The organism is Pseudomonas sp. Kh14 (genome assembly GCF_900291005.1).
GTDB classification, from domain to species: domain Bacteria; phylum Pseudomonadota; class Gammaproteobacteria; order Pseudomonadales; family Pseudomonadaceae; genus Aquipseudomonas; species Aquipseudomonas alloputida.
In genome coordinates this window covers 155,989-179,522 of sequence record NZ_OLKJ01000038.1, presented here as the reverse complement: position 1 = coordinate 179,522, position 23,534 = coordinate 155,989, and the positions used below count along the sequence as shown (strand labels likewise).

Here is a 23,534-nt window from a genome sequence, read left to right as displayed (position 1 = left end):
TCCTTAACGGGTGATCGGGGTCAGGCGCAGCAAGTGTATCCGCCGGCTGTCGGCGTTGAGAATACGGAACTTGTAAGACCCGATCTCAGTGGTTTCGTTGCGCTTGGGCAGGTGGCCAAAGGCGCTCATCACCAAGCCGCCGACCGTGTCGAACTCGTCATCGGAGAACTCGCTGTCGAAGAACTCGTTGAAGTTCTCGATCGGGGTAAGCGCTTTGACCAGGAAATCACCGCTGGGCAGTGGTTTGATGTAGCTGTCTTCCTCGACGTCGTGCTCGTCTTCGATATCCCCGACGATTTGCTCCAACACGTCCTCGATGGTGACCAGGCCCGCCACGCCGCCATATTCGTCGATGACGATGGCCATGTGGTTGTGGTTGGCGCGGAATTCACGCAGCAGCACGTTCAGGCGCTTGGACTCGGGTACGAAGGTGGCCGGGCGCAGCAGGTCCTTGATGTTGAAGCTGTCGCCGTTCTCCTTGAGGATCAACGGCAGCAAGTCTTTGGCGAGCAGGATCCCGAGCACATCGTCATGGCTTTCGCCAATTACCGGGTAGCGCGAGTGCGCGGCGTCGATCACTGCCGGCAGGAACTCGCGAGGCGACTGGCCGGCTTTGATGCTGTTCATCTGCGAGCGCGGCACCATGATGTCGCGAACTTGCAGGTCGGCGACCTGAATGGCGCCTTCGACGATGGTCAGCGCTTCGCTGTCCAGCAATTTGTTCTGATGGGCTTCGCGCAGCAGCTCAAGCAGCTCCTGGCGGTTTTTCGGCTCATGGGCAAAAGCCTGGGTCAGTTTACCCAGCCAGGACTTCTGCCCGTTGCTCGATCGATCTTCGCTCATGGCGGTTCTCGTGATCCTTCGTGTATCAGTGTGTGATTGAGTCGGTTTCATCATCGGCATACGGGTCAGGGTGACCCAGTTCTGCCAGCAATTCCCGTTCCAGGCTTTCCATTTCCTCGGCCTCCTCATCCTCGATGTGGTCATAGCCGAGCAAGTGCAGGCAACCGTGGATGACCAGGTGCGCCCAGTGCGCTTCCAGCGATTTGCCTTGTTCGGCCGCTTCGCGCTGGACCACCGCTACACAGATGACCAGGTCGCCCAGCAGCGGGATATCGAGCAGCTCATCGGGCACATCGGCCGGGAACGACAACACATTGGTCGCGTAGTCCTTGTGCCGGTAGGTGTGGTTCAGCTCGCGGCCTTCGGCTTCGTCGACCAGGCGAATGGTCATTTCCGAGTCGGCGCTGCGCTGGCGCAACGCCAATTCGCACCAGCGGCGCAAGGCGGCGTCTTCTGGAGTGGCAGCATCCGTGGCCCGTTGGATATCAAGTTCAAGCATCTTTGCCGGGCGCCTCGGGCTTGGGCTGGCGGGCTTCGAAGCGGTCATAGGCTTCGACGATACGCTGAACCAGTGGGTGACGAACCACATCCTTGGGTTGGAAATGGGTAAAGCTGATCCCCGGAACGTCCTTCAGCACCTCGATGACGTGCGCCAGGCCCGACTTGGTGCCACGGGGCAGGTCGACCTGGGTGATGTCACCGGTGATCACCGCAGTTGATCCGAAACCGATGCGGGTAAGGAACATCTTCATCTGCTCGAGCGTGGTGTTCTGGCTTTCGTCGAGGATGATGAAGCTGTTGTTCAGGGTGCGGCCACGCATGTAGGCCAGAGGGGCGATTTCGATCACCTGGCGTTCGATCAGCTTGGCCACGTGTTCGAAGCCGAGCATTTCGTACAGGGCGTCGTACAGCGGACGCAGGTACGGGTCGATCTTCTGTGCCAGGTCGCCGGGCAGGAAACCGAGTTTTTCACCCGCCTCGACTGCCGGGCGCACCAGCAGGATGCGGCGTACCTGTTCGCGTTCCAGCGCGTCCACGGCGCAGGCTACGGCCAGATAGGTCTTGCCGGTACCGGCCGGGCCGATGCCGAAATTGATGTCGTTGGCCAGGATTTCCTTGACGTAGCGCTGCTGGTTGAGCCCGCGCGGGCGGATATTGCCCTTGCGCGTGCGCAGCGACACGCTGACCTCGTTGACGGCCGGGTTGTCGATGTTTTCGACAGCCGACTCCTGCAGGTACAGGTGCACGGTTTCCGGTGACAGGTCGGTGGCCTTGGTCTCGCGATAGAGACGGCGCAGCAGCTGTTCGGCAGCAGAGGTGGTCCTGGGTTCGCCGATCAGCTCGAACTGATTGCCACGGTTGCGGATCTCGATGGCCAGGCGCTGTTCGATCAGGCGCAGGTGCTCGTCGAACTGGCCGCACAAGTTGGCGAAACGGTGGGCCTCGAAGGGTTCGAGGATGAAACGATGGGGTTCTATGGGTGCGTTCAAGGTCGTTTTTAGCCGCTCGACGGCGATGGAGTTGAACTCAAGAATAACCCTTGAATGGCAGTGGCGAAAGCACTGAAACGTTCAACGGTATGTACGGGCTGTTCTGGCCTCCCCGCGGGTCAACCCGCTCCTGCAAGGCTGGTGGGGATCCTGTGGGCGCGGGTCCACCCGTGAACAGGCCAGAACAGGTATCATGCCTACCTTTTCTTACGCATGTGTTATCTGGCCGAACATGAGCAAACGCGAACCCGCCATCTATAAAGTGATCTTCCTGAACCAGGGTCAGGTCTTCGAGATGTACGCCAAGCAGATCTACCAGAGTGACCTGTGGGGTTTTCTGGAAATCGAGGAGTTCGTGTTCGGAGAGCGCTCGCAACTGGTAGTGGACCCGAGTGAGGAGAAGCTCAAGAGCCAGTTCGACGGAGTGGTCCGCAGTTTCGTGCCGATGCACTCGATTGTGCGCATCGATGAGGTGGAGCGCCTGGGCACGGCGAAGATCAGCGAGGCCAAGGGCGGCGGCAATGTGATGCCGTTCCCGATGCCAATGCCGGAAAAGTGACCTTCAGGGAAGCGGCGAGAACGGCGTGCGCCCTTCGGCGTTCTGCAGTTCGAGCAGGTACTTGCGGAAAATCTGGCCGAGCACCTGGGTGGCATGCTCCAGTTCGTCGCGGGGCATTTGCTCGGTCACTTCGTCGGCCATGTCCAGCGCATCTTCGGCGCCATTGACCGCAGCCATTTTCAGCAGGATGTAGGCCTGCACGTTGTTGGCCTTGACCCCTTCGCCATGGAAGAACATGGCACCCAGACGGTATTGGGCGTCGGCTTGGCCCTGCAGCGATGCCTTCTGGAACCAGTCCAGGGCTTTGCCCAGGTTTTTTGGCGTTTGCGTGTAGTAATACTCGCCCAGTTCGAATTGCGCCTGGGCATCCCCCGCAGTCGCCGTCTGCTCGCAGGCCTTGAGGGCGTTTGCCAGGTCTTCAGGCTGAACGTTCAAGGTGCAGCGGCCCGCCGCCGGAATCAGCAACGAGTTACCGCCCTCCGCCAGGGCCAGCAGGGGCTGAAGAAGCAACAGGCAGCCCAGGGTCAGGGCGCGGCCGGTGCGGTTCATGGGGATCGACTTACCTCTGCAAAGCTGCGGCCAATGTCTCTGGTGGCACATTATGGGATAAGCAGCGCCAACCTTACAAAGTTTTACTCGAATTTCTGCTTGGTTGGGGAAGTCAGCTGATTGTGCGTGCGTAATTATTGCCTGTGCCGGCCTCTTCGCGGGTGAACCCGCGCCTACAAGGGGGTGTCGCTTTCATGAGTGTAGGCGTGGGGTTGCTCGCGAAGAGGCCGGTACAGGCTGGCCATCACTTCAGGGCAGCAAAGGCTTTCTCAGCCGCATCCAGGGTGATCTGCAGCTCTTTGTCGCCATGGGCGATGGAGGTGAAGCCCGCCTCGAATGCGCTCGGTGCCAGGTATACACCACCGTCGAGCATCAGGTGGAAGAAGCGCTTGAAGCGCTCGGCATCGCTGGCCATCACGTCTTCGAAGGTGACGATATCGTCGGCGCCGCTGAAGTACAGGCCGAACATGGCACCGGCCTGGGTGGTGACGAATGGCACGCCAGCGGCATCGGCGCGTTGCTGCAGGCCGTCAAGCATGCGGCTGGTGTAGTCGGTCAGCTCGGCGTGGAAGCCTGGGCGGCTGATCAGCTTGAGGGTGGTCAGGCCGGCGGCCATGGCCAGCGGATTGCCCGACAGGGTGCCGGCCTGGTAGACCGGGCCGAGCGGGGCGATGCAGCCCATGATTTCACGCTTGCCGCCGAAACAGCCGACCGGCATGCCGCCACCGACGATCTTGCCGAAGGTCGACAGGTCCGGCTTGATGCCGTAATGGCCCTGGGCGCCGCCGAGCGAGACGCGGAAACCGGTCATCACTTCGTCGAAGATCAGCACCACGCCATGCTTGTCGCATTGCTCGCGCAGGCCCTCGAGGAAGCCCGGTGCCGGTGGTACGCAGTTCATGTTGCCGGCCACCGGCTCCACGATGATGCAGGCCACGGTCTGGCCAACTTCGGCCAGGGTCTTCTCGACGGCGGCGATGTCGTTGAACGGCAGGGTCAGGGTGTGCTTGGCGAAGTCCGCTGGCACGCCTGCCGAGCTTGGCACGCCTTGGGTCAGCAAGCCGGAGCCGGCTTTTACCAGCAGGCTGTCGGAGTGGCCGTGGTAGCAGCCTTCGAACTTGATGATGGCGTCACGGCCAGTGTAGCCACGGGCCAGGCGGATGGCGCTCATGGTGGCTTCAGTGCCCGAGCTGACCATGCGCACCATTTCCATCGACGGTACGATCGAGCAGACCAGGTCGGCCATCTCGGTTTCCATGGCGGTGGGCGCGCCGTAGGACAGGCCGTGCTCCAGCTGCTTGCGTACCGAGTCCAGCACGTCCGGGTGGCCGTGGCCGAGGATCATCGGGCCCCAGGAGCCGACGTAGTCGACGTAGCGTTTGTCGTCCTCGTCAACGACATAGGCGCCTTCGGCATGCTTGAAGAACAGCGGCGTGCCGCCAACGCTCTTGAAAGCGCGGACCGGCGAGTTGACGCCGCCAGGGATGTGCTTCTGGGCTTGGGCGAACAGGGCTTCGGAACGGGACATGGAAGTATCTCTCGAATCAGGATGCGAACAAGGCGTTGAAGGCGCGGGCGCGGCGGGTGACTTCCTGCGCGCTGTCGGCACCGAACAAGCCGTGGATCACCGCCAGCAGGTCGGCGCCGTGGGCGACCAACGGGGCGGCGTTGTCGAGGGTGATGCCGCCGATCACGGCGATCGGCAGTTTCACCTGGGCGCGGGCCTGCTCGAGCAGGCCGACGTTGGCAGCGGGCGCGCCCGGCTTGGTGACAGAATTGAAGAAGCGGCCAAAGGCCACGTAGCTGGCGCCTTCGCTGGCAGCCTGGGCGGCCAGTTCGAGGCTGGCGTGGCAGGTGGAGCCGATGATTGCCTGGCGGCCGAGCAGTGCGCGGGCCGGGGTCAGCGGGCCGTCGGTCTGGCCCAGGTGCACACCGACACCCAGGCGGGCGGCCAGTTCGGCGTCGTCGTTGATCAGCAACTGGGTGCCGTAACGCTCGCAGAGCTTCATCAGCCCTTCGGCTTCACGCAGGCGGCGCGCTGCATCGTCGCTCTTGTCGCGGTACTGCAGCAGACAAACGCCGCCTTCCAGGGCCGCCTCGACATGGGACAGGAAACGGCCGGCGAGCAGCTGGCTGTCGGTGATGGCGTACAGACCGCGTAGCTTCATTGAAAGCCTCGTATCAGGAGCAGAAGTCCAGGGGCAGGCGGCGCGGCACGTATTGGCCCTTGCCCAGTTGCTCGGCGTCACGCAGGGTGCGCCAGGTGTAGTCCAGGGCGGTGCGCACGGCGCTTTCCAGCTGCTCGCCGAGCGCCAGGCGGCCGGCCAGGGCACTGGCCAGGGTGCAGCCCGAGCCATGGTAGCTGCCCGGCAGGCGCTGGCAAGTCCAGGTGAAGTGCTGGCCTTCCTGGGTGTACAGGCGGTTGTGGATTTCGTCTTCGTCGCCGTGACCGCCGGTAATCAGCAGGTGTCTACAGAACGGCAACAGTTTCTCGGCACATTCGTCAGCGGTGCCCTCGGGCAGTTCGGCGAGGATGCGTGCTTCGGGCAGGTTCGGTGTGGCGATGGTCGCCAGCGGCAGCAACCGTTCACGCAGGGCGTAGCCCACTTCGTCCTTGCCCAGGCGGCCACCGCCACCAGCACGCAGCACCGGGTCGCAGACCAGCGGCAGGTGAGGGTGGGCGGCCAGCAGTTCGGCGACGGTGTCGACCATCTCGATCGAGCCGAGCATGCCCAACTTGACGGCGGCCACCGTGGAGTCGGCCAGCACGGCGTTGGCCTGGGCCAGCACCCACTCGCGGTCGAGCACGCGGAAGTCGGAAACGTTGACGGTATCCTGCACGGTCAGGGCGGTCACTGCAGGTGCAGCGTGGCAGCCTTGGGCGATCAGGGCTTCGATATCTGCCTGCAAGCCGGCGCCGCCACTGGGGTCGTGGCCGGAGAGACAGAGGACAACGGGGCGGGAGCTGTAGATATTCATGGTCGGCGAGCTTACCACCAAACCTGTTTGGGCGGATCGTCCGACAAACGAGTTTTACTGATCGATCGGTCAAGTTGTCGATTGATTTTCTATTGAAAGCATTGATTTAGAGCCTTTTCTTTGTGTTTTTATGTGGCCGATTGCCAGGTTGTGAGGCTATGCTAGAGTGCTCGGATAACTCGATAAACGGGTTCTGCAGGATCACGTCGTCTCAAACGGATGGGAGGCTACCGCGACGCGACCGGACAGGCCATGCTGGGGCTGTATGCGCTATTTGCTGATTGTGCTTCTGGGTTTGCTGCCCGTGCTGGCCGGAGCGGTCGATTTCGACGACGCTACCCGGCACCTTCCACTGGGCAAGGCCATGCAGGTTTATGAAGACCCCGATGGCAATGCCAGCATTGCTCAGGTCAGTGCCCCCGGTTTCGCCAAACACTTTCAGCCCCACCATGAGGATGTGCTGAACGCCGGTTACTCCACCTCGGTGTTCTGGCTCAAGCTCGAACTGCGCCCCACTGCCGCGCCCAACGCTGCCCCGAGGTCATGGCTGCTGGAGTTGGCCTACCCGCCGCTGGATCACCTCGAACTGTATCTGCCTGACAGCAGCGGCTTGTACCGCCTGGCGCAGCGCACCGGCGATGCCTTGCCTTACGACAGCCGGCAGATCCGGCAGAACAACTACTTGTTCGAACTGCAATTGCCGCCTGGCAAGGTGACCACTGCGTACCTGCGGCTGCACAGCCAGGGTTCGGTGCAAGTGCCGCTGGCGCTATGGTCCCCTGAAGCCTACCTGGAAGAGCAGCCCACGCGCTTGTATGTGCTGGGGATTATCTACGGCGTGTTGCTGGTGATGCTGGTGTACAACCTGTTCATCTACCTCAGCGTGCGTGACGTCAGCTACCTCTATTACATCCTTTACATCGCGTCGTTCGGCCTTTACCAAGTCTCGGTGAACGGCGCCGGAGTAGCCTATTTCTGGCCAGACAGCCCTTGGTGGGCGAATGCCTCCACGCCTTTGTTCATTGGTGCAGCCGGGCTGTTCGGTTGCCAGTTCGCCCGGCACTTCCTGCAATTGGGCAGCATCAACCGTGGCTTTGATCGCCTGTTGCAACTGCTGATGCTGGGGGGGGCGCTGGTCATGGTACTGGCGGTGAGCATGCCCTACGGCATTGCGCTGCGCATGGCCACGCTGCTGGCGCTGCTGTTCACCATAAGCGTCTTCAGCGCCGGCCTGTATGCCTGGTGGCGCGGCTTGCGAGTGGCGCGCTGGTTCATCATCGCCTGGACGGCGTTCCTGCTTGGCGGGCTGGTCAACACCTTGATGGTGCTGGGCTACCTGCCGAACGTGTTCATCACCATGTATGCCAGCCAGCTGGGTTCGGCCTTGGAAGTGGCCTTGCTGTCGCTGGCGCTGGCCGACCGCATCAACAGCCTGCGCGAGCAGCAGGCGCAGACTTTGCGTGATACAGGGCGTACGCTGGAGCAACTGAACCTGCAACTGGCCAGGAGCAATCGCCTGAAGGACGAGTTCCTGGCCAGCGTGACTCATGAACTGCGCACCCCGATGAATGGTGTGATTGGCTCGCTCGAGCTGATGCACACCCTGCCGATGGGGGCTGAAATGGCTCAGTACCATCACACGGCAGTGGGGTCTGCCCAAGGCATGATGGATATGGTCGATGCCATTCTTACCCTGTCCGAATTGCAGGCCGGCCGCCTGCGGGCGCAGCCGGCACCGTTCAGCCTGCGCGCCCTGTTGCAGGGCTTGCGCGCCGGTTATGCCGGGCAGGCGCTGGGCAAAGGCCTGTACCTGAGCCTGGACATTCCGGCCGACCTGCCGGACGGGTTGCTCGGTGACGGGCAGAAGCTGGCGCACTGCCTGGGTTGTCTGGTGGACAACGGTTTGAAGTTCACCCATCAGGGCGGTGTGATGATTCAGGTGCGCGGCCGCCGGGTGGGGCCGAATGATCTGGCGTTGACCTTTACCGTCAGCGACAGCGGTATCGGTTTCGATGATCTGGAGCAGTCGATCCTGTACCAGCGGTTCTTCCAGGTCGATGGTTCGATGACCCGGCGGTATGGCGGTTTGGGGATCGGGTTGTCGATTTGCCGGCAGATGGGGGAGTTGCTGGGGGCCAGATTGGCACATGAATCGACGCGCGGGTTGGGTAGCCGCTTCGAGTTGAGTTTGAACATGGCGATTTCGCAGGCGCAGATGAGCCCGCACATGTTGCAGGCGCGGCGCTCGCTGTAGGAGCGGGTTCACCCGCGAAAGGGCCGGGTCTGCTGGCCAATATCCACCCACCATTCACCGTTGCCGCCACCACCGTATTCGCGGGTAAACCCGCTCCTACGCGCGCGCACACGCCAGCAACCACACGTTTAGTCATTAATACCCCTTTGACTACCCCGCAAGCAGTGCTTCACTGGGTCTCTCAAGCCTACCCGGATTCAGGAGCCCCCCGATGAGCCTGCACCAGTACGCTGAAACCCACGAAGTCACCAACCAGCCACCGCCGCTCGACGGCGCCAACCTGTACCGCCTCGACCTGCCATTGCAAGAATGGTCAAGGCGTTTTGGCGCGGGCTGGGCCGAGTCGCGGATCGACGCCTATGGTGCCCTGGCCGGCGGCCCGCTGATGCAGGCAGGCTTCCTGGCCAACGCGCACAAACCCGAGTTCAGCAGCCACGACCGCTATGGCCATCGCATCGACCTGGTGGAGTTCCACCCGGCCTACCATGAGCTGATGCGTACCGCCGTCGAACATGGCCTGCCTTCTTTACCATGGGCCGAACCCCGTGCTGGTGCCCATGTTGCACGGGCTGCGATGACCTACCTGCACAGCCAGGCCGAGGCCGGCACCGGCTGCCCGCTGACCATGACGTTTGCCGCCGTGCCGGCATTGCGCCTGCAGCCTGAGCTGGCGGAATACTGGCTGCCGAAAATCCTTGCCTGCGAATACGACCCGCGCAACGTTGGCGACCGGCACAAGGCCGGGGTCACCCTGGGCATGGCCATGACCGAAAAGCAGGGCGGCACCGATGTACGCGCCAACACCACCCGGGCCTATCCGGTCGGTGCGCCGGGCCCGGGTCAGGCTTATGAGCTGGTTGGTCACAAGTGGTTCTGCTCGGCGCCGATGTGCGACGCTTTCCTGACCTTGGCGCAAACCGAAAAAGGCCTGAGCTGCTTCCTGCTGCCGCGCCACCGCCCCGATGACAACCGCAACCAGTTCTATATCCAGCGCCTGAAAAACAAGCTGGGCAACAGCTCCAACGCCTCCAGCGAGGTGGAGTTCCGCGGTGCGCTGGCGTGGATGATTGGCGAAGAGGGGCGCGGCGTGCCGACCATCATCGAGATGGTCGCCATGACCCGATTTGACTGCATGGTCGGCTCCAGCGCGCTGATGCGCCAGGCGTTGACGCAGGCGGCCCACCATTGCGCGCATCGCAAGGTCGGCGGGCGGGTGCTGAACGAGCAGCCATTGATGCAGAACGTGCTGGCCGACCTGGCCCTGGAAAGCGAGGCTGCGCTCGCCCTGAGCTTGCGCATGGGCCAGGCGCTGGAGCAACTGGACGACCCGCAACAGGCGCATTTCGCCCGACTGGTCACGGCGGTGGGCAAGTACTGGATCTGCAAACGTGCGCCGGCCATGATCAACGAAGCCGCCGAATGCCTGGGTGGCGCGGGTTATGTGGAAGACAGCATTCTGCCACGGCTGTACCGCGAGGCACCGGTCAACTCGACCTGGGAGGGCTCGGGCAACGTGCAGTGCCTGGATGTGCTGCGGGCCTTGTCCAAGGAGCCGGGCGTACTCGATGCACTGTTTGTCGAGCTGGGTGACGGGTATGGTGACCCGCGCCTGGCGGCGCATATCGGCAACCTCAAGGGGGCGTTTGCCGACACCGGCGACATGCAGTACCGCGCGCGGCAACTGACCGAGGATATTGCCCTGGCGTTGCAGGCCAAGCTGCTGCTGGAGGCCGGGAATGCAGACGTCAGTGATGCGTTTATCGGCAGCCGCTTGGCCGGTGGTGGCCGGGTGTACGGGGTGCTGCCGCGAGGTGTGGATGTGATGGCATTGGTCACAAGGGCTACGCCTGCCTGGCCGCTGTAGCAGCGGGCTTGCCCGCGAATGAACCCAACACCGATCAATGGGGGTGTATTTAACCAAGAAGGCAGGCAAGATGGATCACATGCATGTCCAGACAGGAAGCACAGTGTGAGCCACGCTTTTGTAGTCGTTGATACCCCCGAACAGGCCGTCGACCGTCTGGCGGCCTTGCATGAACAGGCCACAGGTGCCCTGAGTCAGGCCCTGAAGCGTTACCTGAAGGACCGTACCGAGCCCGATACAGATGAGCGCGACCTGTTCCGCTACCCGGCACTGCGCCTGACCTACTACAGCCATGGCGAAGTCGCCGCCACCACCCGCGCCTATGCCAAGGTCCAGGTTGCCGGCACCTACAGCGTCACCGTCACCCAGCCCGCTGCGTTCCGTGGCTACCTGCTGGAGCAACTGCGCCCGCTGATGCATGACTACACCGTTACGGTAGAAGTCGGCGTCAGCGAGCAGAACATCCCTTACCCCTATGTGGTCGACCAGGGCGACGAGCTGGCCGGTAGTGGCATTACCGCTGCGCAGCTGGCGCGGGTGTTCCCCAGCACCGACCTGTCGGCGGCCACCGACAACATCGCTGATGGCCTGTACGACTGGGACCGTGCTGAAATCATGCCACTGGCGTTGTTCGATGCCGCGCGCGTCGACTTCTCGCTACGCCGCCTGGTGCACTACACTGGCAGCGACTGGCGCCATGTACAGCCGTGGATCCTGCTGACCAACTACCACCGCTATGTCGACCAGTTCATCAGCCATGGCCTGGAACAACTGCGTGACGACCCACGCTTCGTGCGTATGGTGCTGCCAGGCAACGTCGTGATCGAAAAGGGCATGGACCATGGCGAAACCCAGGCCCTGGTGGCCAGCGTGGTCTGGCACCGCTACCAGATGCCGGCCTATCACCTGATCGCCGCCGACGGCGATGGCGTTACGTTGGTCAACATTGGTGTGGGCCCGTCCAACGCCAAGAACATCACCGACCACTTGGCCGTGCTGCGTCCGCATTGCTGGCTGATGATCGGCCACTGCGGCGGCCTGCGGCAGTCGCAGACCATCGGCGACTACGTGCTGGCACACGCCTATATGCGCCGTGACGGCATTCTGGACCGGGTCGTGCCGCCGAATATCCCGATCCCGGCCCTGGCCGAAGTGCAGATGGCCTTGCAAGAGGCCGCCGCGCAGGTCACTGGCGAGCGTGGCGAGCAGTTGAAAAAGCGCCTGCGCACCGGCACCGTATTGACCTACGACGACCGCAACTGGGAGCTGCGCTGGGCTCAGGAACGCCCGCTGATCAACCTGTCGCGTGCCGTGGCGGTGGACATGGAAAGCGGCACCATTGCTGCCCAGGGCTACCGTTTGCGCGTGCCTTACGGCACCTTGCTGTGTGTGTCCGACAAACCGCTGCACAGCGAGATCAAACTGCCAGGTTCGGCCAACGCCTTCTACAACCGGGCGGTCAGCCAGCACCTGAAGATCGGCATTGCTGCCCTCGACCTGCTGCGCACCGAGCTCAACTCGCTGCACTCGCGTAAACTGCGCAGCTTCGATGAGCCGCCGTTCCGCTGAGGATTCATGTCACTGCCACCCCGTAACAAGCCGCGCCGCCCTCAGGCGCGGCCTGCCGCCGGCCCGCGTCGCCAGGCCAAGGCGCCACCCGCCGAGCCGCGCCTGATCCTGTTCAACAAACCGTTCGACGTGCTGACCCAGTTCAGCGATGGTGAAGGGCGCGCGACGCTCAAGGACTTCATCGACATTCCGGGCGTATACCCGGCCGGGCGTTTGGACCGCGACAGCGAAGGCCTGCTGTTGCTGACCAATGATGGTGGGCTACAGGCGCGGATCGCCGACCCGAAGCACAAGCTGGCCAAAACCTACTGGGTGCAGGTGGAAGGCGAACCGAGTGACGAGCAGTTGCAGCGCTTGCGTGATGGCGTGGAGCTGAACGATGGGCCGACCTTGCCGGCCGAGGCGCGGCGCCTGGAAGAACCCGAACTGTGGCCGCGCAACCCGCCGGTACGGTTTCGCAAGAGCGTGCCGACCAGCTGGCTGGAGCTGGTGATTCGCGAAGGGCGTAACCGCCAGGTGCGGCGGATGACGGCAGCAGTGGGCTTGCCGACCTTGCGCCTGGTGCGCGTGCGCATTGGTGACTGGGCGCTGGATGGGCTAGAGCAGGGTTGCTGGCGGGAGGTCCCTGCCAAGCTTTAGTTCAGGTCAGGGGCCTGTTCGCGGGCACGCCCGCTCCCACAGGGACGTCGCAGTACTTGAAGGCAGCGCCAACGGTTGAAGTGGGCGTGACCGCGAATGGCCCTGACATTTTTTATACGCCTTCCAGAAACCCCACCACCACGCTTTTGATGATGAAGGCCAGCACCCCCAGGCCCAGCACGAAGAACAGGATCAGCGTCCCGAACTTACCCGCCTTTGACTTTTTTGCCAGGTCCCAGACGATGAAGCCCATGAAACCGATCAACACGGTGACCAGAATGATCATCATCCATTCTTCGAATACGGCGGGATCCATCGGTGTTCTCCAGGCGGGTTGAGCGTCCGATTATACGTCGGCTGGCGTAAGCATTTAACGCAGGTGGGTCAATGGCAGCTCGGTGCTGGCCAGTACCTGATTGAGCACGAAGCTCGAGCGCACGCTGGTGACGCCTTCGATACGGGTCAGGCTGCCGAGAAGCAGTTTCTGGTAATGGTCCATGTCCGGCACCACCACTTTCAACTGATAGTCGGCATCCATGCCAGTGACCAGGCTGCATTCGAGCACCTGTGGCAGGTTGCGGATGGCGGCCTCGAATGTTTCAAAGCGCTCCGGGGTGTGGCGGTCCATGCCGATCAGCACATAGGCGGTCAGGCTCAGGCCCAGCTTCTTGCGGTCGAGCAGGGCCACCTGGCGCGAGATGTAGCCGTCGTCCTCCAGTTGCTTGACCCGACGCGAGCATGGCGATGGCGACAGGCCGATGCGTTCGGCCAATTCCTGGTTGGAAATGCGCGCATCGCGCTGCAATTCGGCGAGGATGCTCAGGTCGTAGCGGTCAAGTTTGCTCATGGCATTTGCCTTTTCTGTTCGGATTGCTGCGAATTATCAATCCAGGGTGAAAAATTGCGCAAGTGCTATTTATCTGAGCAATCTTCGCAATCCTCTGTCGCAGCCTGTCCGGTATCTTTATCACCAGAATCACTGCCCGGACATCAGTCCACGGCGACGCGCCCTAGGCGGGCGGTCGCGGCCAGCCATCCAACAGGATCTGCAGGCCCCCGGGCTACACAGCTTCCAGAAGACGCTGTGAGGTGAGCCGGCGCCACAAGTGCCGAGCACGGACGACAATTCCTGAAGGGAGGCCCTGTGGCCTCCCTTTTTTCATGTCGGGAATTTTAATTGGCCTGTGTGGTGGGCGCGGTAGACTGGCGTTGGTTGCAGTTTTTTCTACCGAGAGGAACACCATGACGTCGCGCATCTGGCAGTTGGCAGGTGTTGGTTTGCTGGGTTTGAGCATCAGCCTTGGTGCCTTGGCTGAAGGGCCCGGCGAAGGGCCCGGTGAACGTGGCCAGCAGGTGCAAGGTGAGGGTGGGCCGGGGCGCTCGCTCAACTCGCGCGACGAAGTGCGCCAGACCCAACCGCCGCGCCAGGGGTATTACCAGGACATTCCTCGCCGCCACGGTGATGATCACCATTGGCAGGCCGGTGGCCCGGGGCAACGGCCCGGTGGCGACTGGCACGGGCGCCCGGATGGCCACGGCAATGGCTGGGGGCCTGGGCCGCAGTATCGACCAGGGCACACGGTGGACCATTTTTCTGACCGCTATTGGAAAGTACCCTACCGGGGCGCTGACTATTTCTACTCGGGGGGTTACTGGTACCGCCCGCACGGGGGCAGTTACATCGTGGTGACCCCGCCGTACGGCGTACGGGTCAATTACCTGCCGCCTTATGCGCGGGAAGTGTGGTTGGGTGGCGCGCTGTTCTTTCTGGTGGCCGATACCTATTACCAGTACCTGGCAGACAGCCAGGAATATGTGGTGGTCAACCCACCGGTCGGCGTGCCGTCGCCCGTGCCGGTGGCCCCGACAAATGGCGGGTATGACGTGGTGGCTTATCCGATGTATGGCCAGGGTCAGGAACAGCAGGAACAGGACCGCTACCAGTGCCATCGCTGGGCGGTGAGCCAGTCAGGCTTCGACCCGGCGACGGCGACGTACGCACCGGCGGCCACGGTGCTCAGCCACTACCAGCGGGCGCTGGGGGCTTGCTTCAGTGGTCGGGGTTACAGCATCAACTGATCCCTGCACGGAACTGTGTAGGAGCGGGTTTACCCGCGAATACGGTAGCGGCGGCAACGGTGATCGGCAGGTGGAAATTGGCCAGCAGCCCCGGCCCTTTCGCGATGAACCCGCGCCTACAAGGGATTGCGTAATCGGTGGGGCATGGGTGTTTACCTCATACCGGGTCGGCGTGCACCATCACGTCCGCCTGTGGGTAACGCTGGCGGATCACCCGCGAGGCCTCCACGCACAAGCTATGCGCCTCATGCAGCGGCAGTTGCCCCGGCAGTTCCAGGTGCAGTTGCACAAACCACTGGTTGCCCGACACGCGCGTGCGCAGGTCATGCACGCCTTTCACGCCTGCAACGGCCAGCACCAGCGCAGCCATGTCCTCGCCAACGTCGCTGGGTAACGCTTTGTCCATCAGGATCGCCGTACTTTCGCGGGCAATTTGCAGCGCGCTCCAGAGGATGTAAAAGGCGATGCCCAGGCCGAACAGCGCATCCAGCTGCGGCCAGCCAAAACGCGCCAGCAACAGGGCCAGCAGAATGCTGCCGTTGAGCAACAAGTCAGAACGGTAGTGCAGGGAATCTGCCCGTACCGCAGTAGAGCCGGTGAGCCGGATTACCTTGTGCTGCAGTGCCAGCAGGGCGACCGTCAGCACCAGCGACAGCAGCATCACCGCGATACCGATTGAGGTATCACCCAGCGGTTGCGGGGTGGACAGGCGCTCGACCGCCTGCACCCCGATCAGCACCGCACTGCCACCGATGAACAGCGCCTGAGCCATACCGGCCAAGGCCTCGGCCTTGCCATGGCCGAACCGGTGATCGTCGTCGGCCGGGCGCAGGGCGTAGTGCACCGCCAGCAGGTTGAGGAACGAGGCCACGGCGTCCAGTGCCGAGTCGGTCAGCCCGGCCAGCAGGCTCACCGACCCGCTCAGCCACCAGGCCAGCGCCTTGCTCAGCACCAGGATGCTGGCCACCGCCAGTGACGCGCGCGTGGCCAGGCGGAGCAGGCGCTGGTGTTCAGCCGGGGTAGTGATCATCCGTGGTCAGTGTCCGTGTGGCTCAGGCTGCCGGGACCAGGCCCAGGCTGGCCAGTTGTTCGATGCTGCCTCGATGCTGGATAAGCCGTGGGTCGTTCAGCGGCAGGCGCTGGCCCAGTTCGCTTTCCAGAATGGCCTGCAGCTTCAGGTTGTCGACCTTGCCATCCGGGCTGACGGCTTCTTGCAGTTTGGCCGGGTCAACCTGGGCAGTGCGGCCACCTGGGTAGTAGATGGCGCCGGTGGCGAAGTCGATACCGAAGGCAATCAGCCCCGGGATTACATAGAACAGGATGCCAATGGCATCCATGGCGGCAACCACAGGGTCGATCTTGCCGCCGATCTGGCCGCGCCGGTCCGGGTAGAAAATGGTGCCGCAGGCCGTCAGTTGGGTCAGCAGGGTGGCGATGAGGACGCCACCGATGACGCGGGTCGAGATGCGCATGTAAATCTCCGAAAAGGTGTTCAGCAGGACAAGCGAAGCGCCTGCACCTGATGTTAAGACCATGATAGAGCAGGCTGGGTTCGCCGTTATACTCGCGAGACTGTTCGAGGACCACCATGATTTCATTACCCATTGATGCTGCCTTGCCCGCCCTGCGCCAGGCTCTGCAAAACCGTGACGAAGCGGTGCTTGAAGCGCCGCCCGGCGCTGGCAAGACCACCCGCGTGCCACTGGCGCTGCTGCACGAACCATGGCTGGCCGGGCAGAGCATCCTCATGCTCGAGCCACGGCGCCTGGCTGCGCGGGCAGCGGCCGAACGGCTGGCCAGTGAGCTGGGCGAGCAGGTTGGGGAAACCGTGGGTTACCGCATCCGCCTGGACAGCAAGGTCGGGCCGAAAACCCGGATCGAAGTGGTGACCGAAGGCATCCTCACACGCCGCCTGCAAGCCGACCCGGCGCTGGAAGGGGTGGGCCTGCTGATCTTCGACGAATTTCACGAGCGCAGCCTGGATGCCGATCTCGCACTTGCGCTGAGCCTTAACGGCCGCGAGTTGCTGCGTGACGACCCGCCACTGAAGATTCTGCTGATGTCCGCGACCCTGGAAGGCGAACGCCTGTCGCGGTTGCTGGACGATGCCCCGGTGGTCAGCAGCGAAGGCCGCATGCATCCGGTGGATATCCGCTGGGGGCGGCCGTTTCAGCCAGGCGAGTTCATCGAGCCACGGGTGGTGGACTGCGTGCTGCATGCGCTGGCTGACCAGGCCGGCAGCGTGCTGGTGTTCCTGCCTGGGCAAGCCGAGATCCGCCGGGTTCACCAAAGCCTTCAGGAGGCGCTGGGCGCGCGCCCCGAGATTCTGCTGTGCCCGCTGCATGGCGAGCTCGACCTCAATGCCCAGCGCGCCGCTATCGACCCGCCGGCCAAGGGCCTGCGCAAGGTGGTGCTGGCCACCAACATCGCCGAAACCAGCCTGACCATCGATGGCGTGCGCGTGGTGATCGACGCAGGCCTGGCCCGGGTGCCGCGCTTCGACCCCGGCAGCGGCATGACCCGCCTGGACACCCAGCGCATTTCCCGCGCCAGCGCCACCCAGCGCGCGGGGCGTGCCGGCCGCCTGGAGCCCGGTGTGTGCTACCGCCTTTGGTCCGAGGCCCAGCATGACCAGCTGGCCGCCCATGGCAGTGCCGAGATTCTCCAGGCCGACCTGGCCGGGCTGGCCCTGCAGCTGGCGCGCTGGGGTGTAACGCCCGAGCAGTTGCGCTGGCTCGACCAGCCACCGGCTGCAGCGTTCGCCCAGGCACAGGACCTGTTGGCGCGACTCAGCGCCTTCAAGCCGGGCAGCCGCGACACCCTCAGCGAACATGGCCAGGCCATGGCCGAACTGCCGGCTCACCCACGCATCGCGCACTTGTTGCTGCGCGGCCAGGACCTGGGCCTGGCACAGATGGCATGCGATGTGGCTGCACTGCTGGGGGAGCGGGACATTCAGCGTGGCGGTGGTGCTGACTTGCACAGCCGGCTTGCGCTGGTCAGCGGTGAGAGCAAGGCTGAGCGTGGCGGCCAGGGGGGTGTGCAGCGTGCTCGTCAGCTGGCCCGGCAATACCGTGGCCTGTTGCGTGGCAAGGTCGGTGCGCCGGTCGCCGACCCGGACCACCCACGCTGGCTGGGCGCCCTGCTGGCGCTGGCCTACCCTGACCGGGTCGCCCAGCAGCGCCGGGCGGGTGGGGCGGAGTATCGGCTCGCCAACGGCCGTGCGGCCCTGTTTGGCGAAGTCGATGCATTGATGAAGTGCCCATGGCTGGTGATCGCCGACCTGGGTAGCCGCCAGGGGCAGCGTGAGGAGCGGATCTATCTGGCTGCCGAATTCGATCCGGCGTTGCTCGAGGGGGTACTGGCCGAGCAGGTCGAGCGGGTCGATATCCTCGATTGGGACGAGCGCGATCAGGTGTTGCGCGCCGAGCGCCAGGTGAAGGTTGGCGAACTGGTCCTCAGCCGCGAGCCGTTGCCCGGGCTGGATGATGAAGCCAGGGCCCGAGCGCTGCTTGGCCTGGTCCGGCGCAAAGGTTTGAACCTGCTGACCTGGACGCCGGAACTGCGGCAATGGCAGGCACGTGTGGCGCTGCTGCGTCAGCTCGACCTGCAGAAGGATGGCCACAGCGAATGGCCTGACCTGGGGGACGAAGCCTTGCTGGCCAGCCTGGAAGACTGGTTACAGCCTTACCTGAGCAAAGTATCGCGCCTCAGCCACTTTGCTGCGCTGGACTTGCCGTCGATGCTGCGCAACCTGCTGCCCTGGCCGCTGCCGCAACGCCTGGAAGAACAGGCCCCGGTGCATTTGGCCGTGCCGTCCGGCTCGAACATCCGCCTGGATTACAGCGAAACCCCGCCGATTCTCGCCGTGCGTCTGCAAGAACTGTTCGGCCTTGCCGACACCCCGCGCATCGCCAATGGCCGGCAGCAGGTCAAGCTGCACCTGCTGTCACCGGCGCGTCGGCCGGTGCAGGTGACCCAGGACCTGGCCAGTTTCTGGCGCACGACCTATGCCGAGGTTAAGAAAGACCTGAAAGGGCGGTATCCGAAGCACTACTGGCCGGACGACCCTCTGGTGGCCGAGGCTACCGCCAGGGCCAAGCCGAGAGGGCGCTGATGCACACCACCGAGTGCGGCAGGCCGAAAAAATCATGCTCTGGTCACCACGTGTCAGTGGTGGTGCCATTCATCGTATTGCACCCGCCAGTGAAGCTCGATCTGCCTGCCTCAATAGGAAAGTGATCACTTCGCCTTCCTCGACGTTGAGCCAGGCTACCCACTCCCCACTCCTGTGCGGCGTATCCGGGAGGGCGCCGACCCTGTAGCCCCGCTGGTCGCGCAGATGGCAGACAAGGCCTTCATCTGTCAGCGCCAGCGGCTCGATTTTCCAGTATTCGCTAACGTCTGCATGCCAGTAGAAGCCCAGATAGCCATTGCGGCTGACCCCTAGTTTCTTGGTCTCCGGGCGCCCTGGCATGCTGATGCGGTAGTGCAGGCGATCGTTGGTCCGCGAGTGGTAATGAAAGTCCATCACCGGCGAGTCCTGCCTTCCCCCCGCCTGCAACCAGTCATCCTCAGGGGTAATGCCCCAGCCGAACTTGTCTGAACTGCGGCTGAGGCGTAGCGGGATGTCCCGGTCGACGGTGCGCATGTACAGCTTGCCGCGAAAAGACCTGGCGTACCCGGCCTGAATGGTTTCGTTCATGGTGCACTCCTTGAATAGCATTGAGGATGTGCACTCTGGCGCCAGGGCTGGGCAGCCGGCAGGCCGAAAACATTCCCCGGTGGCCTCAGGTGCGGGCTTCACCTTCCAGCAACATGAACAGGCGGTACAGCACCACGGTGCTGAACAGCTGCAGGAAGCCGCTGAGGCTGTCCATGGCCAGTTCCATCCCAGGTGATGGCTCGGGGAAGGCCATCAACAGCAGCCCGTCGATGAGCCAGATCGGTGCCAGCACGCCTAAGACGCAGATCATGATGCGCATGAAATGCCCGGTGGTCATGCTTGCGCTTTCGCGCATCGCCTGCACCACCGGCCGGCCGCGCAGCACCAGCAGGTACTCGGCGAACACCAGGTTGATCATGATCCACACCCCCGGGAAGATGAACAGCGCAAGGCCGGCCATGATCAGCAGCGAGCTGATCAGGATCAGCAGAGCCAGTTGCGGCCACAGCTGCAGGGCGCGGGCGAACAGGTCGCGCTTGGCGATTTCCTGGCCGTTGCTGCGCGTGTCCAGGTACAGGATCAGGGCTGCGCTGTACAGCGGGTAGAACAACAGGCTGACCAGCATGCCGTAGGCCGGTGATGCCTGGTCGCCCAGCTGCCGGTCCAGCAATTGGGTGAGCAGGGCTTCCACCACCACCAGCGGCAGGCACAGCTGCAGGATGTTTGGCAGGTGACGGCGGAAGAAGTACAAGGAGTCGCGCAAAACGCTCAGCGGATTCATCAGTCAACATCGCATGGCAGTAAAAACAGGGGCCTAACTTTAGCCCAAAGCAGGCCTGGGGCTGTCACTTGCTGAAAAAAGTTTCACCGCAGCAGTGATTGAATCCCGCGCCTGTACGCCCCATCTTTGACGCTGTCCGATGTCCCGCTACCCCACGAGGTCGCCCCATGAACACTGAAGAACAAACCCTGATCGACGGCCTGTTCGGCCGCCTCAAGCAAGCCGAAGACCCGAGCCAGCCGCGTGACGCGCAAGCCCAGGCGTGCATCGAGCAGCACGTGCGTCAGCAACCGGCGGCGCCTTACTACATGGCCCAGGCGATTTTGGTACAGGAGGCCGCGATCAAGCGCCTCGACGAACAGAACAAGCAGCTGCAAGCCGAGCTGCAGCAGGCCCGTGCCCAGGCTCAGGCGGCACAAGCCGCCAGCAGTGCGCCGAGCAATGGCGGGGGTGGCTTCTTGTCCAGCATCTTTGGTTCGGGTGGGCGCAACGCAGCCCCGGCGGTGCAGCCACAGCGTCCTTCGGTGCCCCCTGTAGCGTCCGGTGGTGGCTGGCGCGAGCCGTCGGCACCTGGTTTTGCCCAACCTCAGGCGCCGCAGCCTGGCTATGGCGCCGCGCCTGCGCGCAGCGGGGCCAGCAGCTTCCTTGGCGGGGCCATGCAGACCGCCGCCGGTGTGGCCGGTGGTGTGCTGCTGGCGCAGGGGATCAGCAGCCTGTTCAACCACAACTCGCAACCGGAAGAAGTGGTCGAGGTCATCAAGGAAGAGCCGGCGCCAGCCAGCGACAGTGGCGGCTGGAACGACCAGGGCGGGCAGGAGCAAGTGGCTGACAACGGTGGCTGGGGCAGTGACCAGGGTGGATACGCCGACGGTGGTTTTGGCAGCGATGACGGCGGGTTCTTCTCGGACGACGATTCTTACGTCTGACAGGTCTGGCATACTGCTGGCATTTCCGGGGGCGCTTTGCGCCCCTTCGCGGGCACGCCCGCTCCCACAGGTGTACGCGCGATACCTGTGGGGGTGGGCGTGCCCGCGAAGGGCTGCGCAGCAGCCCCCGCAGCACTCCAGGCCAAAAATGAGGTTCCCAGGTGAAAAAGATCGCGTTGTTCGCCGATGTGCAGAACCTCTACTACACCGTGCGCCAGGCCCACGGCTGCCACTTCAACTACACCGCCCTGTGGGCCGATGTCAGCCGCGAAGGCCAGATCGTCGAGGCCTTGGCTTATGCCATCGACCGTGGCGACAGCAAACAGCAGCAGTTCCAGCAGATCTTGCGCAACCTCGGTTTCGATGTGCGCCTCAAACCGTTCATCCAGCGCAGCGATGGCTCGGCCAAAGGTGACTGGGATGTGGGCATTACCCTGGATGTGATCGACGCGGCCAGCCGGGTCGACCAGGTGGTGCTGGCCTCCGGCGACGGTGATTTCGACCTGCTGCTGGAACGGGTAATCCAGCGCCATGGCACCGAAGCGGTGGTGTATGGCGTACCGGGGCTGACGGCGTTGTCACTGATCCGTGCTGCCACCCGCTACGTGCCCATCGAAGGCGCGCTGTTGCTTAAACACTAAGGTCTTTTCATGGAACGTATCGCTGTCATCGACTTTGAAACCACCGGCATTTCCCCCGGTACCGGCTGCCGTGCCACCGAGGTGGCGGTGGTAATGCTTGAAGGTGGGCGCATTGTCGAGCGCTACCAGAGCCTGATGAACGCTGGCGTGCCGGTGCCGGCCTTCGTCGCAGGGCTGACCGGCATCACCACCACCATGCTGCGCAGTGCGCCGCCGGTGGAGAAAGTGATGAACGAGGTGGCCGAGTTCGTCGGTGGCACCCCCTTGTTGGCGCACAACGCTGCTTTCGACCAGAAGTTCTGGGACTACGAGCTAAGCCATATTGGCCGCAGCCGCAGCCAGCCCTTCGCGTGTTCCCTGTTGCTGTCACGGCGCCTGCTGCCCGCGGCGCCGAACCACAAGCTGGGCACTTTGACACGCTGGGCTGGGTTGCCGGACACGGGGACTGCGCACCGGGCCATGGCCGATGCCGAAATGGCCGCCAACCTGCTGCAGCATCTGGCGGGTGTGTTGCGCCAGGACCACGGGGTTCAGCAACTGTCGCACGAGCTGCTTTGCCGGCTGCAGAAGACCCCGGCTGCGAAGCTGCGCGAAGCGCTGGCCAAGTACTGCAGGGATTAGCAAGTGAACGTCTGGGGAACTATCGCCTGCGTCGAACGCACCAGAATTGTGCCGCTCATTTGCACCCGTTCTGTAACGTCCCTTCACCCAGGCAGGCCGTTAAACTGAGTCACCCGTAAACGGATTTCGAGTTTTCCCCATGCCTGCCTCCCGTCGTTTCCCGCTGCTGCTGATTGGCGCTTTCCTGGCCCTGTATCTGGTATGGGGTTCCACTTACCTGTTCATTCGCATCGGCGTCGAGAGCTGGCCTCCGATGCTTATGGCCGGTGTGCGCTTCCTGATCGCCGGGGGGCTGCTGTACGGCTTCCTGCGTTGGCGCGGCGTGCCGGCACCTACCTGGCCGCAATGGCGGGCGGCAGGGGCGATCGGTTTCTTGTTGCTCAGCTGTGGCAACGGCGGGGTGACCGTGGCCGAGCATGCCGGCGTGGCTTCGGGCGTGGCGGCTTTGGCGGTGGCGACGGTGCCGCTGTTCACCTTGCTGTTCGGCCTGTTGTTCGGGCACCGCAATTCGAAGCTGGAGTGGGCGGGGATAGCCCTTGGGCTGGTGGGCATCGGCCTGCTGAACCTGGGCTCCAACCTGCAGGCAAGCCCGATAGGTGCTGCGCTGATCATCTTCGCGGCGGCGTCCTGGGCGTTTGGCTCGGTGTGGAGCAAGACCTTGCCGCTGCCCCAGGGGCCGATGGCCAGCGCAGCGGAAATGCTGGTCGGGGGGGCGGTGCTGTTGCTGGGCAGTGTGCTATCGGGCGAACGCATGACACAGCTGCCGACCGCCGCTGGCTGGGGGGCGCTGGCCTACCTGGTGTTCTTCGGTTCGATCCTGGCGTTCAGTGCCTACATGTACCTGCTCAAGCATGTGCGTCCGGCAGCGGCCACCAGCTACGCCTACGTCAACCCGGCGGTGGCGGTGCTGCTGGGGATCGTCTTTGCCGGTGAGCAGATTGGCGCTGAAGAGTGTGTGGCGATGGCAGTGATCATCGGCGCGGTGGTGCTGATCGGCTTGCCGCAGTGGCGCAAGGCGCCTGAACCTGTGCCACCGTTGAAAGGTGAAATCTGCAAGTAGGCAGGGGCGATGCG

General features: G+C 63.5%; 24 protein-coding genes. 11 read left to right on the top strand and 13 right to left on the bottom strand.

The features are described 5' to 3' along the window. Positions 1-3 precede the first annotated feature (3 nt). The 3 genes from FQ668_RS23230 to FQ668_RS23220 are packed head-to-tail and all read right to left on the bottom strand — an operon-like array spanning position 4 to position 2,333. Positions 4-843 carry an HlyC/CorC family transporter gene (locus FQ668_RS23230; protein WP_003249762.1) on the bottom strand — a complete coding sequence of 280 codons (840 nt, stop codon included), beginning with the start codon at positions 841-843 and terminating at the stop codon, positions 4-6. A gap of 25 nt (positions 844-868) precedes the next feature. Then, positions 869-1,342: an rRNA maturation RNase YbeY gene (gene ybeY / locus FQ668_RS23225; RefSeq protein WP_076402298.1), complete on the bottom strand. Its 474-nt coding sequence runs from the start codon at positions 1,340-1,342 to the stop codon at positions 869-871. Further along, positions 1,335-2,333, bottom strand: coding sequence for a PhoH family protein (locus tag FQ668_RS23220; RefSeq protein WP_014592526.1), 999 nt, complete (start codon positions 2,331-2,333; stop codon positions 1,335-1,337). Before FQ668_RS23220 ends, ybeY begins: the two co-directional genes overlap by 8 nt. A 232-nt stretch (positions 2,334-2,565) precedes the next feature. On the opposite strand from FQ668_RS23220, the gene FQ668_RS23215 reads away from it, so the two are divergent. Further along, entirely contained in the window at positions 2,566-2,892 is a 327-nt protein-coding gene (locus tag FQ668_RS23215; RefSeq protein ID WP_003249769.1) for a DUF1820 family protein, read from the top strand. A gap of 3 nt (positions 2,893-2,895) precedes the next feature. On the opposite strand, the gene FQ668_RS23210 is transcribed toward FQ668_RS23215, so the two are convergent. The 4 genes from FQ668_RS23210 to FQ668_RS23195 all read right to left on the bottom strand — a co-directional run bounded on the left by FQ668_RS23210 (position 2,896) and on the right by FQ668_RS23195 (position 6,420). Beyond that, a complete protein-coding gene (locus FQ668_RS23210; protein ID WP_014592525.1) occupies positions 2,896-3,441 on the bottom strand; it encodes a tetratricopeptide repeat protein in 546 nt (181 codons plus the stop codon). 244 nt (positions 3,442-3,685) lie between these two features. Next, on the bottom strand, positions 3,686-4,969 hold the full coding sequence (gene hemL, locus FQ668_RS23205) for a glutamate-1-semialdehyde 2,1-aminomutase (RefSeq protein WP_003249773.1): 1,284 nt from the start codon (positions 4,967-4,969) through the stop codon (positions 3,686-3,688). Between the two features lie 16 nt (positions 4,970-4,985). Then, positions 4,986-5,609, bottom strand: coding sequence for a thiamine phosphate synthase (gene thiE / locus FQ668_RS23200; RefSeq protein WP_004576913.1), 624 nt, complete (start codon positions 5,607-5,609; stop codon positions 4,986-4,988). Positions 5,610-5,622: 13 nt separating this feature from the next. After that, positions 5,623-6,420 carry a hydroxymethylpyrimidine/phosphomethylpyrimidine kinase gene (locus FQ668_RS23195; RefSeq protein WP_019437044.1) on the bottom strand — a complete coding sequence of 266 codons (798 nt, stop codon included), beginning with the start codon at positions 6,418-6,420 and terminating at the stop codon, positions 5,623-5,625. A 265-nt stretch (positions 6,421-6,685) separates the two neighbouring features. On the opposite strand from FQ668_RS23195, the gene FQ668_RS23190 reads away from it, so the two are divergent. From FQ668_RS23190 to FQ668_RS23175, 4 genes are all read left to right on the top strand, one after another. Next, entirely contained in the window at positions 6,686-8,674 is a 1,989-nt protein-coding gene (locus tag FQ668_RS23190; RefSeq protein ID WP_014592522.1) for a hybrid sensor histidine kinase/response regulator, read from the top strand. A 211-nt stretch (positions 8,675-8,885) separates the two neighbouring features. After that, a complete protein-coding gene (locus FQ668_RS23185) occupies positions 8,886-10,538 on the top strand; it encodes an acyl-CoA dehydrogenase family protein (protein ID WP_019437043.1) in 1,653 nt (550 codons plus the stop codon). Positions 10,539-10,643: 105 nt separating this feature from the next. Further along, positions 10,644-12,107, top strand: coding sequence for an AMP nucleosidase (amn, locus tag FQ668_RS23180; protein ID WP_014592520.1), 1,464 nt, complete (start codon positions 10,644-10,646; stop codon positions 12,105-12,107). A gap of 6 nt (positions 12,108-12,113) precedes the next feature. Beyond that, positions 12,114-12,746: a pseudouridine synthase gene (locus FQ668_RS23175; RefSeq protein ID WP_014592519.1), complete on the top strand. Its 633-nt coding sequence runs from the start codon at positions 12,114-12,116 to the stop codon at positions 12,744-12,746. 112 nt (positions 12,747-12,858) lie between these two features. Here FQ668_RS23175 and FQ668_RS23170 read toward each other — a convergent pair whose 3' ends face one another. Together FQ668_RS23170 and FQ668_RS23165 are read right to left on the bottom strand one after the other, a co-directional pair. Further along, positions 12,859-13,062, bottom strand: coding sequence for a DUF2788 domain-containing protein (locus tag FQ668_RS23170; RefSeq protein ID WP_003249787.1), 204 nt, complete (start codon positions 13,060-13,062; stop codon positions 12,859-12,861). A gap of 54 nt (positions 13,063-13,116) precedes the next feature. After that, entirely contained in the window at positions 13,117-13,593 is a 477-nt protein-coding gene (locus FQ668_RS23165) for an Lrp/AsnC family transcriptional regulator (RefSeq protein ID WP_003249795.1), read from the bottom strand. Between the two features lie 395 nt (positions 13,594-13,988). On the opposite strand from FQ668_RS23165, the gene FQ668_RS23160 reads away from it, so the two are divergent. Next, positions 13,989-14,825, top strand: coding sequence for a DUF6515 family protein (locus tag FQ668_RS23160; RefSeq protein ID WP_014592518.1), 837 nt, complete (start codon positions 13,989-13,991; stop codon positions 14,823-14,825). 157 nt (positions 14,826-14,982) lie between these two features. Here FQ668_RS23160 and FQ668_RS23155 read toward each other — a convergent pair whose 3' ends face one another. Continuing rightward, on the bottom strand, positions 14,983-15,855 hold the full coding sequence (locus tag FQ668_RS23155) for a cation diffusion facilitator family transporter (RefSeq protein WP_019438905.1): 873 nt from the start codon (positions 15,853-15,855) through the stop codon (positions 14,983-14,985). Positions 15,856-15,877: 22 nt separating this feature from the next. After that, positions 15,878-16,297, bottom strand: coding sequence for a hypothetical protein (locus FQ668_RS23150; RefSeq protein WP_019438906.1), 420 nt, complete (start codon positions 16,295-16,297; stop codon positions 15,878-15,880). A 116-nt stretch (positions 16,298-16,413) separates the two neighbouring features. Between FQ668_RS23150 and hrpB the strand changes: the two genes are divergently transcribed. After that, on the top strand, positions 16,414-18,942 hold the full coding sequence (gene hrpB, locus FQ668_RS23145; protein ID WP_019438907.1) for an ATP-dependent helicase HrpB: 2,529 nt from the start codon (positions 16,414-16,416) through the stop codon (positions 18,940-18,942). Between the two features lie 69 nt (positions 18,943-19,011). On the opposite strand, the gene FQ668_RS23140 is transcribed toward hrpB, so the two are convergent. Together FQ668_RS23140 and FQ668_RS23135 are read right to left on the bottom strand one after the other, a co-directional pair. Next, positions 19,012-19,530 (bottom strand): hypothetical protein, encoded by a 519-nt coding sequence (locus tag FQ668_RS23140; RefSeq protein ID WP_019438908.1) that lies wholly within the window; start codon positions 19,528-19,530, stop codon positions 19,012-19,014. Between the two features lie 85 nt (positions 19,531-19,615). Further along, on the bottom strand, positions 19,616-20,272 hold the full coding sequence (locus FQ668_RS23135) for a YciC family protein (RefSeq protein WP_019438909.1): 657 nt from the start codon (positions 20,270-20,272) through the stop codon (positions 19,616-19,618). A gap of 167 nt (positions 20,273-20,439) precedes the next feature. Between FQ668_RS23135 and FQ668_RS23130 the strand changes: the two genes are divergently transcribed. From FQ668_RS23130 to yedA, 4 genes are all read left to right on the top strand, one after another. Continuing rightward, positions 20,440-21,198 carry a DUF2076 domain-containing protein gene (locus FQ668_RS23130; protein WP_019438910.1) on the top strand — a complete coding sequence of 253 codons (759 nt, stop codon included), beginning with the start codon at positions 20,440-20,442 and terminating at the stop codon, positions 21,196-21,198. Between the two features lie 161 nt (positions 21,199-21,359). After that, a complete protein-coding gene (locus FQ668_RS23125; protein WP_019438911.1) occupies positions 21,360-21,839 on the top strand; it encodes an NYN domain-containing protein in 480 nt (159 codons plus the stop codon). A gap of 9 nt (positions 21,840-21,848) precedes the next feature. After that, positions 21,849-22,460: a PolC-type DNA polymerase III gene (locus FQ668_RS23120; RefSeq protein WP_019438912.1), complete on the top strand. Its 612-nt coding sequence runs from the start codon at positions 21,849-21,851 to the stop codon at positions 22,458-22,460. Between the two features lie 139 nt (positions 22,461-22,599). After that, positions 22,600-23,520, top strand: a complete 921-nt coding sequence (gene yedA / locus FQ668_RS23115; RefSeq protein WP_014592487.1) for a drug/metabolite exporter YedA — start codon at positions 22,600-22,602, stop codon at positions 23,518-23,520. The last annotated feature ends 14 nt before the right edge of the window (positions 23,521-23,534 follow it).

Excerpts from the sequence above, each read along its gene's own strand:
- FQ668_RS23140 (WP_019438908.1), bottom strand. The coding sequence starts at position 19,530 with ATGAACGAAACCATTCAGGCCGGGTACGCCAGGTCTTTTCGCGGCAAG.
- FQ668_RS23170 (WP_003249787.1), bottom strand. The coding sequence starts at position 13,062 with ATGGATCCCGCCGTATTCGAAGAATGGATGATGATCATTCTGGTCACC.
- FQ668_RS23120 (WP_019438912.1), top strand. The coding sequence starts at position 21,849 with ATGGAACGTATCGCTGTCATCGACTTTGAAACCACCGGCATTTCCCCC.
- FQ668_RS23160 (WP_014592518.1), top strand. The coding sequence starts at position 13,989 with ATGACGTCGCGCATCTGGCAGTTGGCAGGTGTTGGTTTGCTGGGTTTG.
- FQ668_RS23165 (WP_003249795.1), bottom strand. The coding sequence starts at position 13,593 with ATGAGCAAACTTGACCGCTACGACCTGAGCATCCTCGCCGAATTGCAG.
- ybeY (WP_076402298.1), bottom strand. The coding sequence starts at position 1,342 with ATGCTTGAACTTGATATCCAACGGGCCACGGATGCTGCCACTCCAGAA.
- FQ668_RS23190 (WP_014592522.1), top strand. The coding sequence starts at position 6,686 with ATGCGCTATTTGCTGATTGTGCTTCTGGGTTTGCTGCCCGTGCTGGCC.
- FQ668_RS23210 (WP_014592525.1), bottom strand. The coding sequence starts at position 3,441 with ATGAACCGCACCGGCCGCGCCCTGACCCTGGGCTGCCTGTTGCTTCTT.
- FQ668_RS23150 (WP_019438906.1), bottom strand. The coding sequence starts at position 16,297 with ATGCGCATCTCGACCCGCGTCATCGGTGGCGTCCTCATCGCCACCCTG.
- FQ668_RS23175 (WP_014592519.1), top strand. The coding sequence starts at position 12,114 with ATGTCACTGCCACCCCGTAACAAGCCGCGCCGCCCTCAGGCGCGGCCT.
- FQ668_RS23135 (WP_019438909.1), bottom strand. The coding sequence starts at position 20,272 with ATGAATCCGCTGAGCGTTTTGCGCGACTCCTTGTACTTCTTCCGCCGT.
- hrpB (WP_019438907.1), top strand. The coding sequence starts at position 16,414 with ATGATTTCATTACCCATTGATGCTGCCTTGCCCGCCCTGCGCCAGGCT.
- FQ668_RS23155 (WP_019438905.1), bottom strand. The coding sequence starts at position 15,855 with ATGATCACTACCCCGGCTGAACACCAGCGCCTGCTCCGCCTGGCCACG.
- yedA (WP_014592487.1), top strand. The coding sequence starts at position 22,600 with ATGCCTGCCTCCCGTCGTTTCCCGCTGCTGCTGATTGGCGCTTTCCTG.
- FQ668_RS23185 (WP_019437043.1), top strand. The coding sequence starts at position 8,886 with ATGAGCCTGCACCAGTACGCTGAAACCCACGAAGTCACCAACCAGCCA.
- FQ668_RS23130 (WP_019438910.1), top strand. The coding sequence starts at position 20,440 with ATGAACACTGAAGAACAAACCCTGATCGACGGCCTGTTCGGCCGCCTC.
- FQ668_RS23230 (WP_003249762.1), bottom strand. The coding sequence starts at position 843 with ATGAGCGAAGATCGATCGAGCAACGGGCAGAAGTCCTGGCTGGGTAAA.
- FQ668_RS23215 (WP_003249769.1), top strand. The coding sequence starts at position 2,566 with ATGAGCAAACGCGAACCCGCCATCTATAAAGTGATCTTCCTGAACCAG.
- thiE (WP_004576913.1), bottom strand. The coding sequence starts at position 5,609 with ATGAAGCTACGCGGTCTGTACGCCATCACCGACAGCCAGCTGCTCGCC.
- FQ668_RS23195 (WP_019437044.1), bottom strand. The coding sequence starts at position 6,420 with ATGAATATCTACAGCTCCCGCCCCGTTGTCCTCTGTCTCTCCGGCCAC.
- hemL (WP_003249773.1), bottom strand. The coding sequence starts at position 4,969 with ATGTCCCGTTCCGAAGCCCTGTTCGCCCAAGCCCAGAAGCACATCCCT.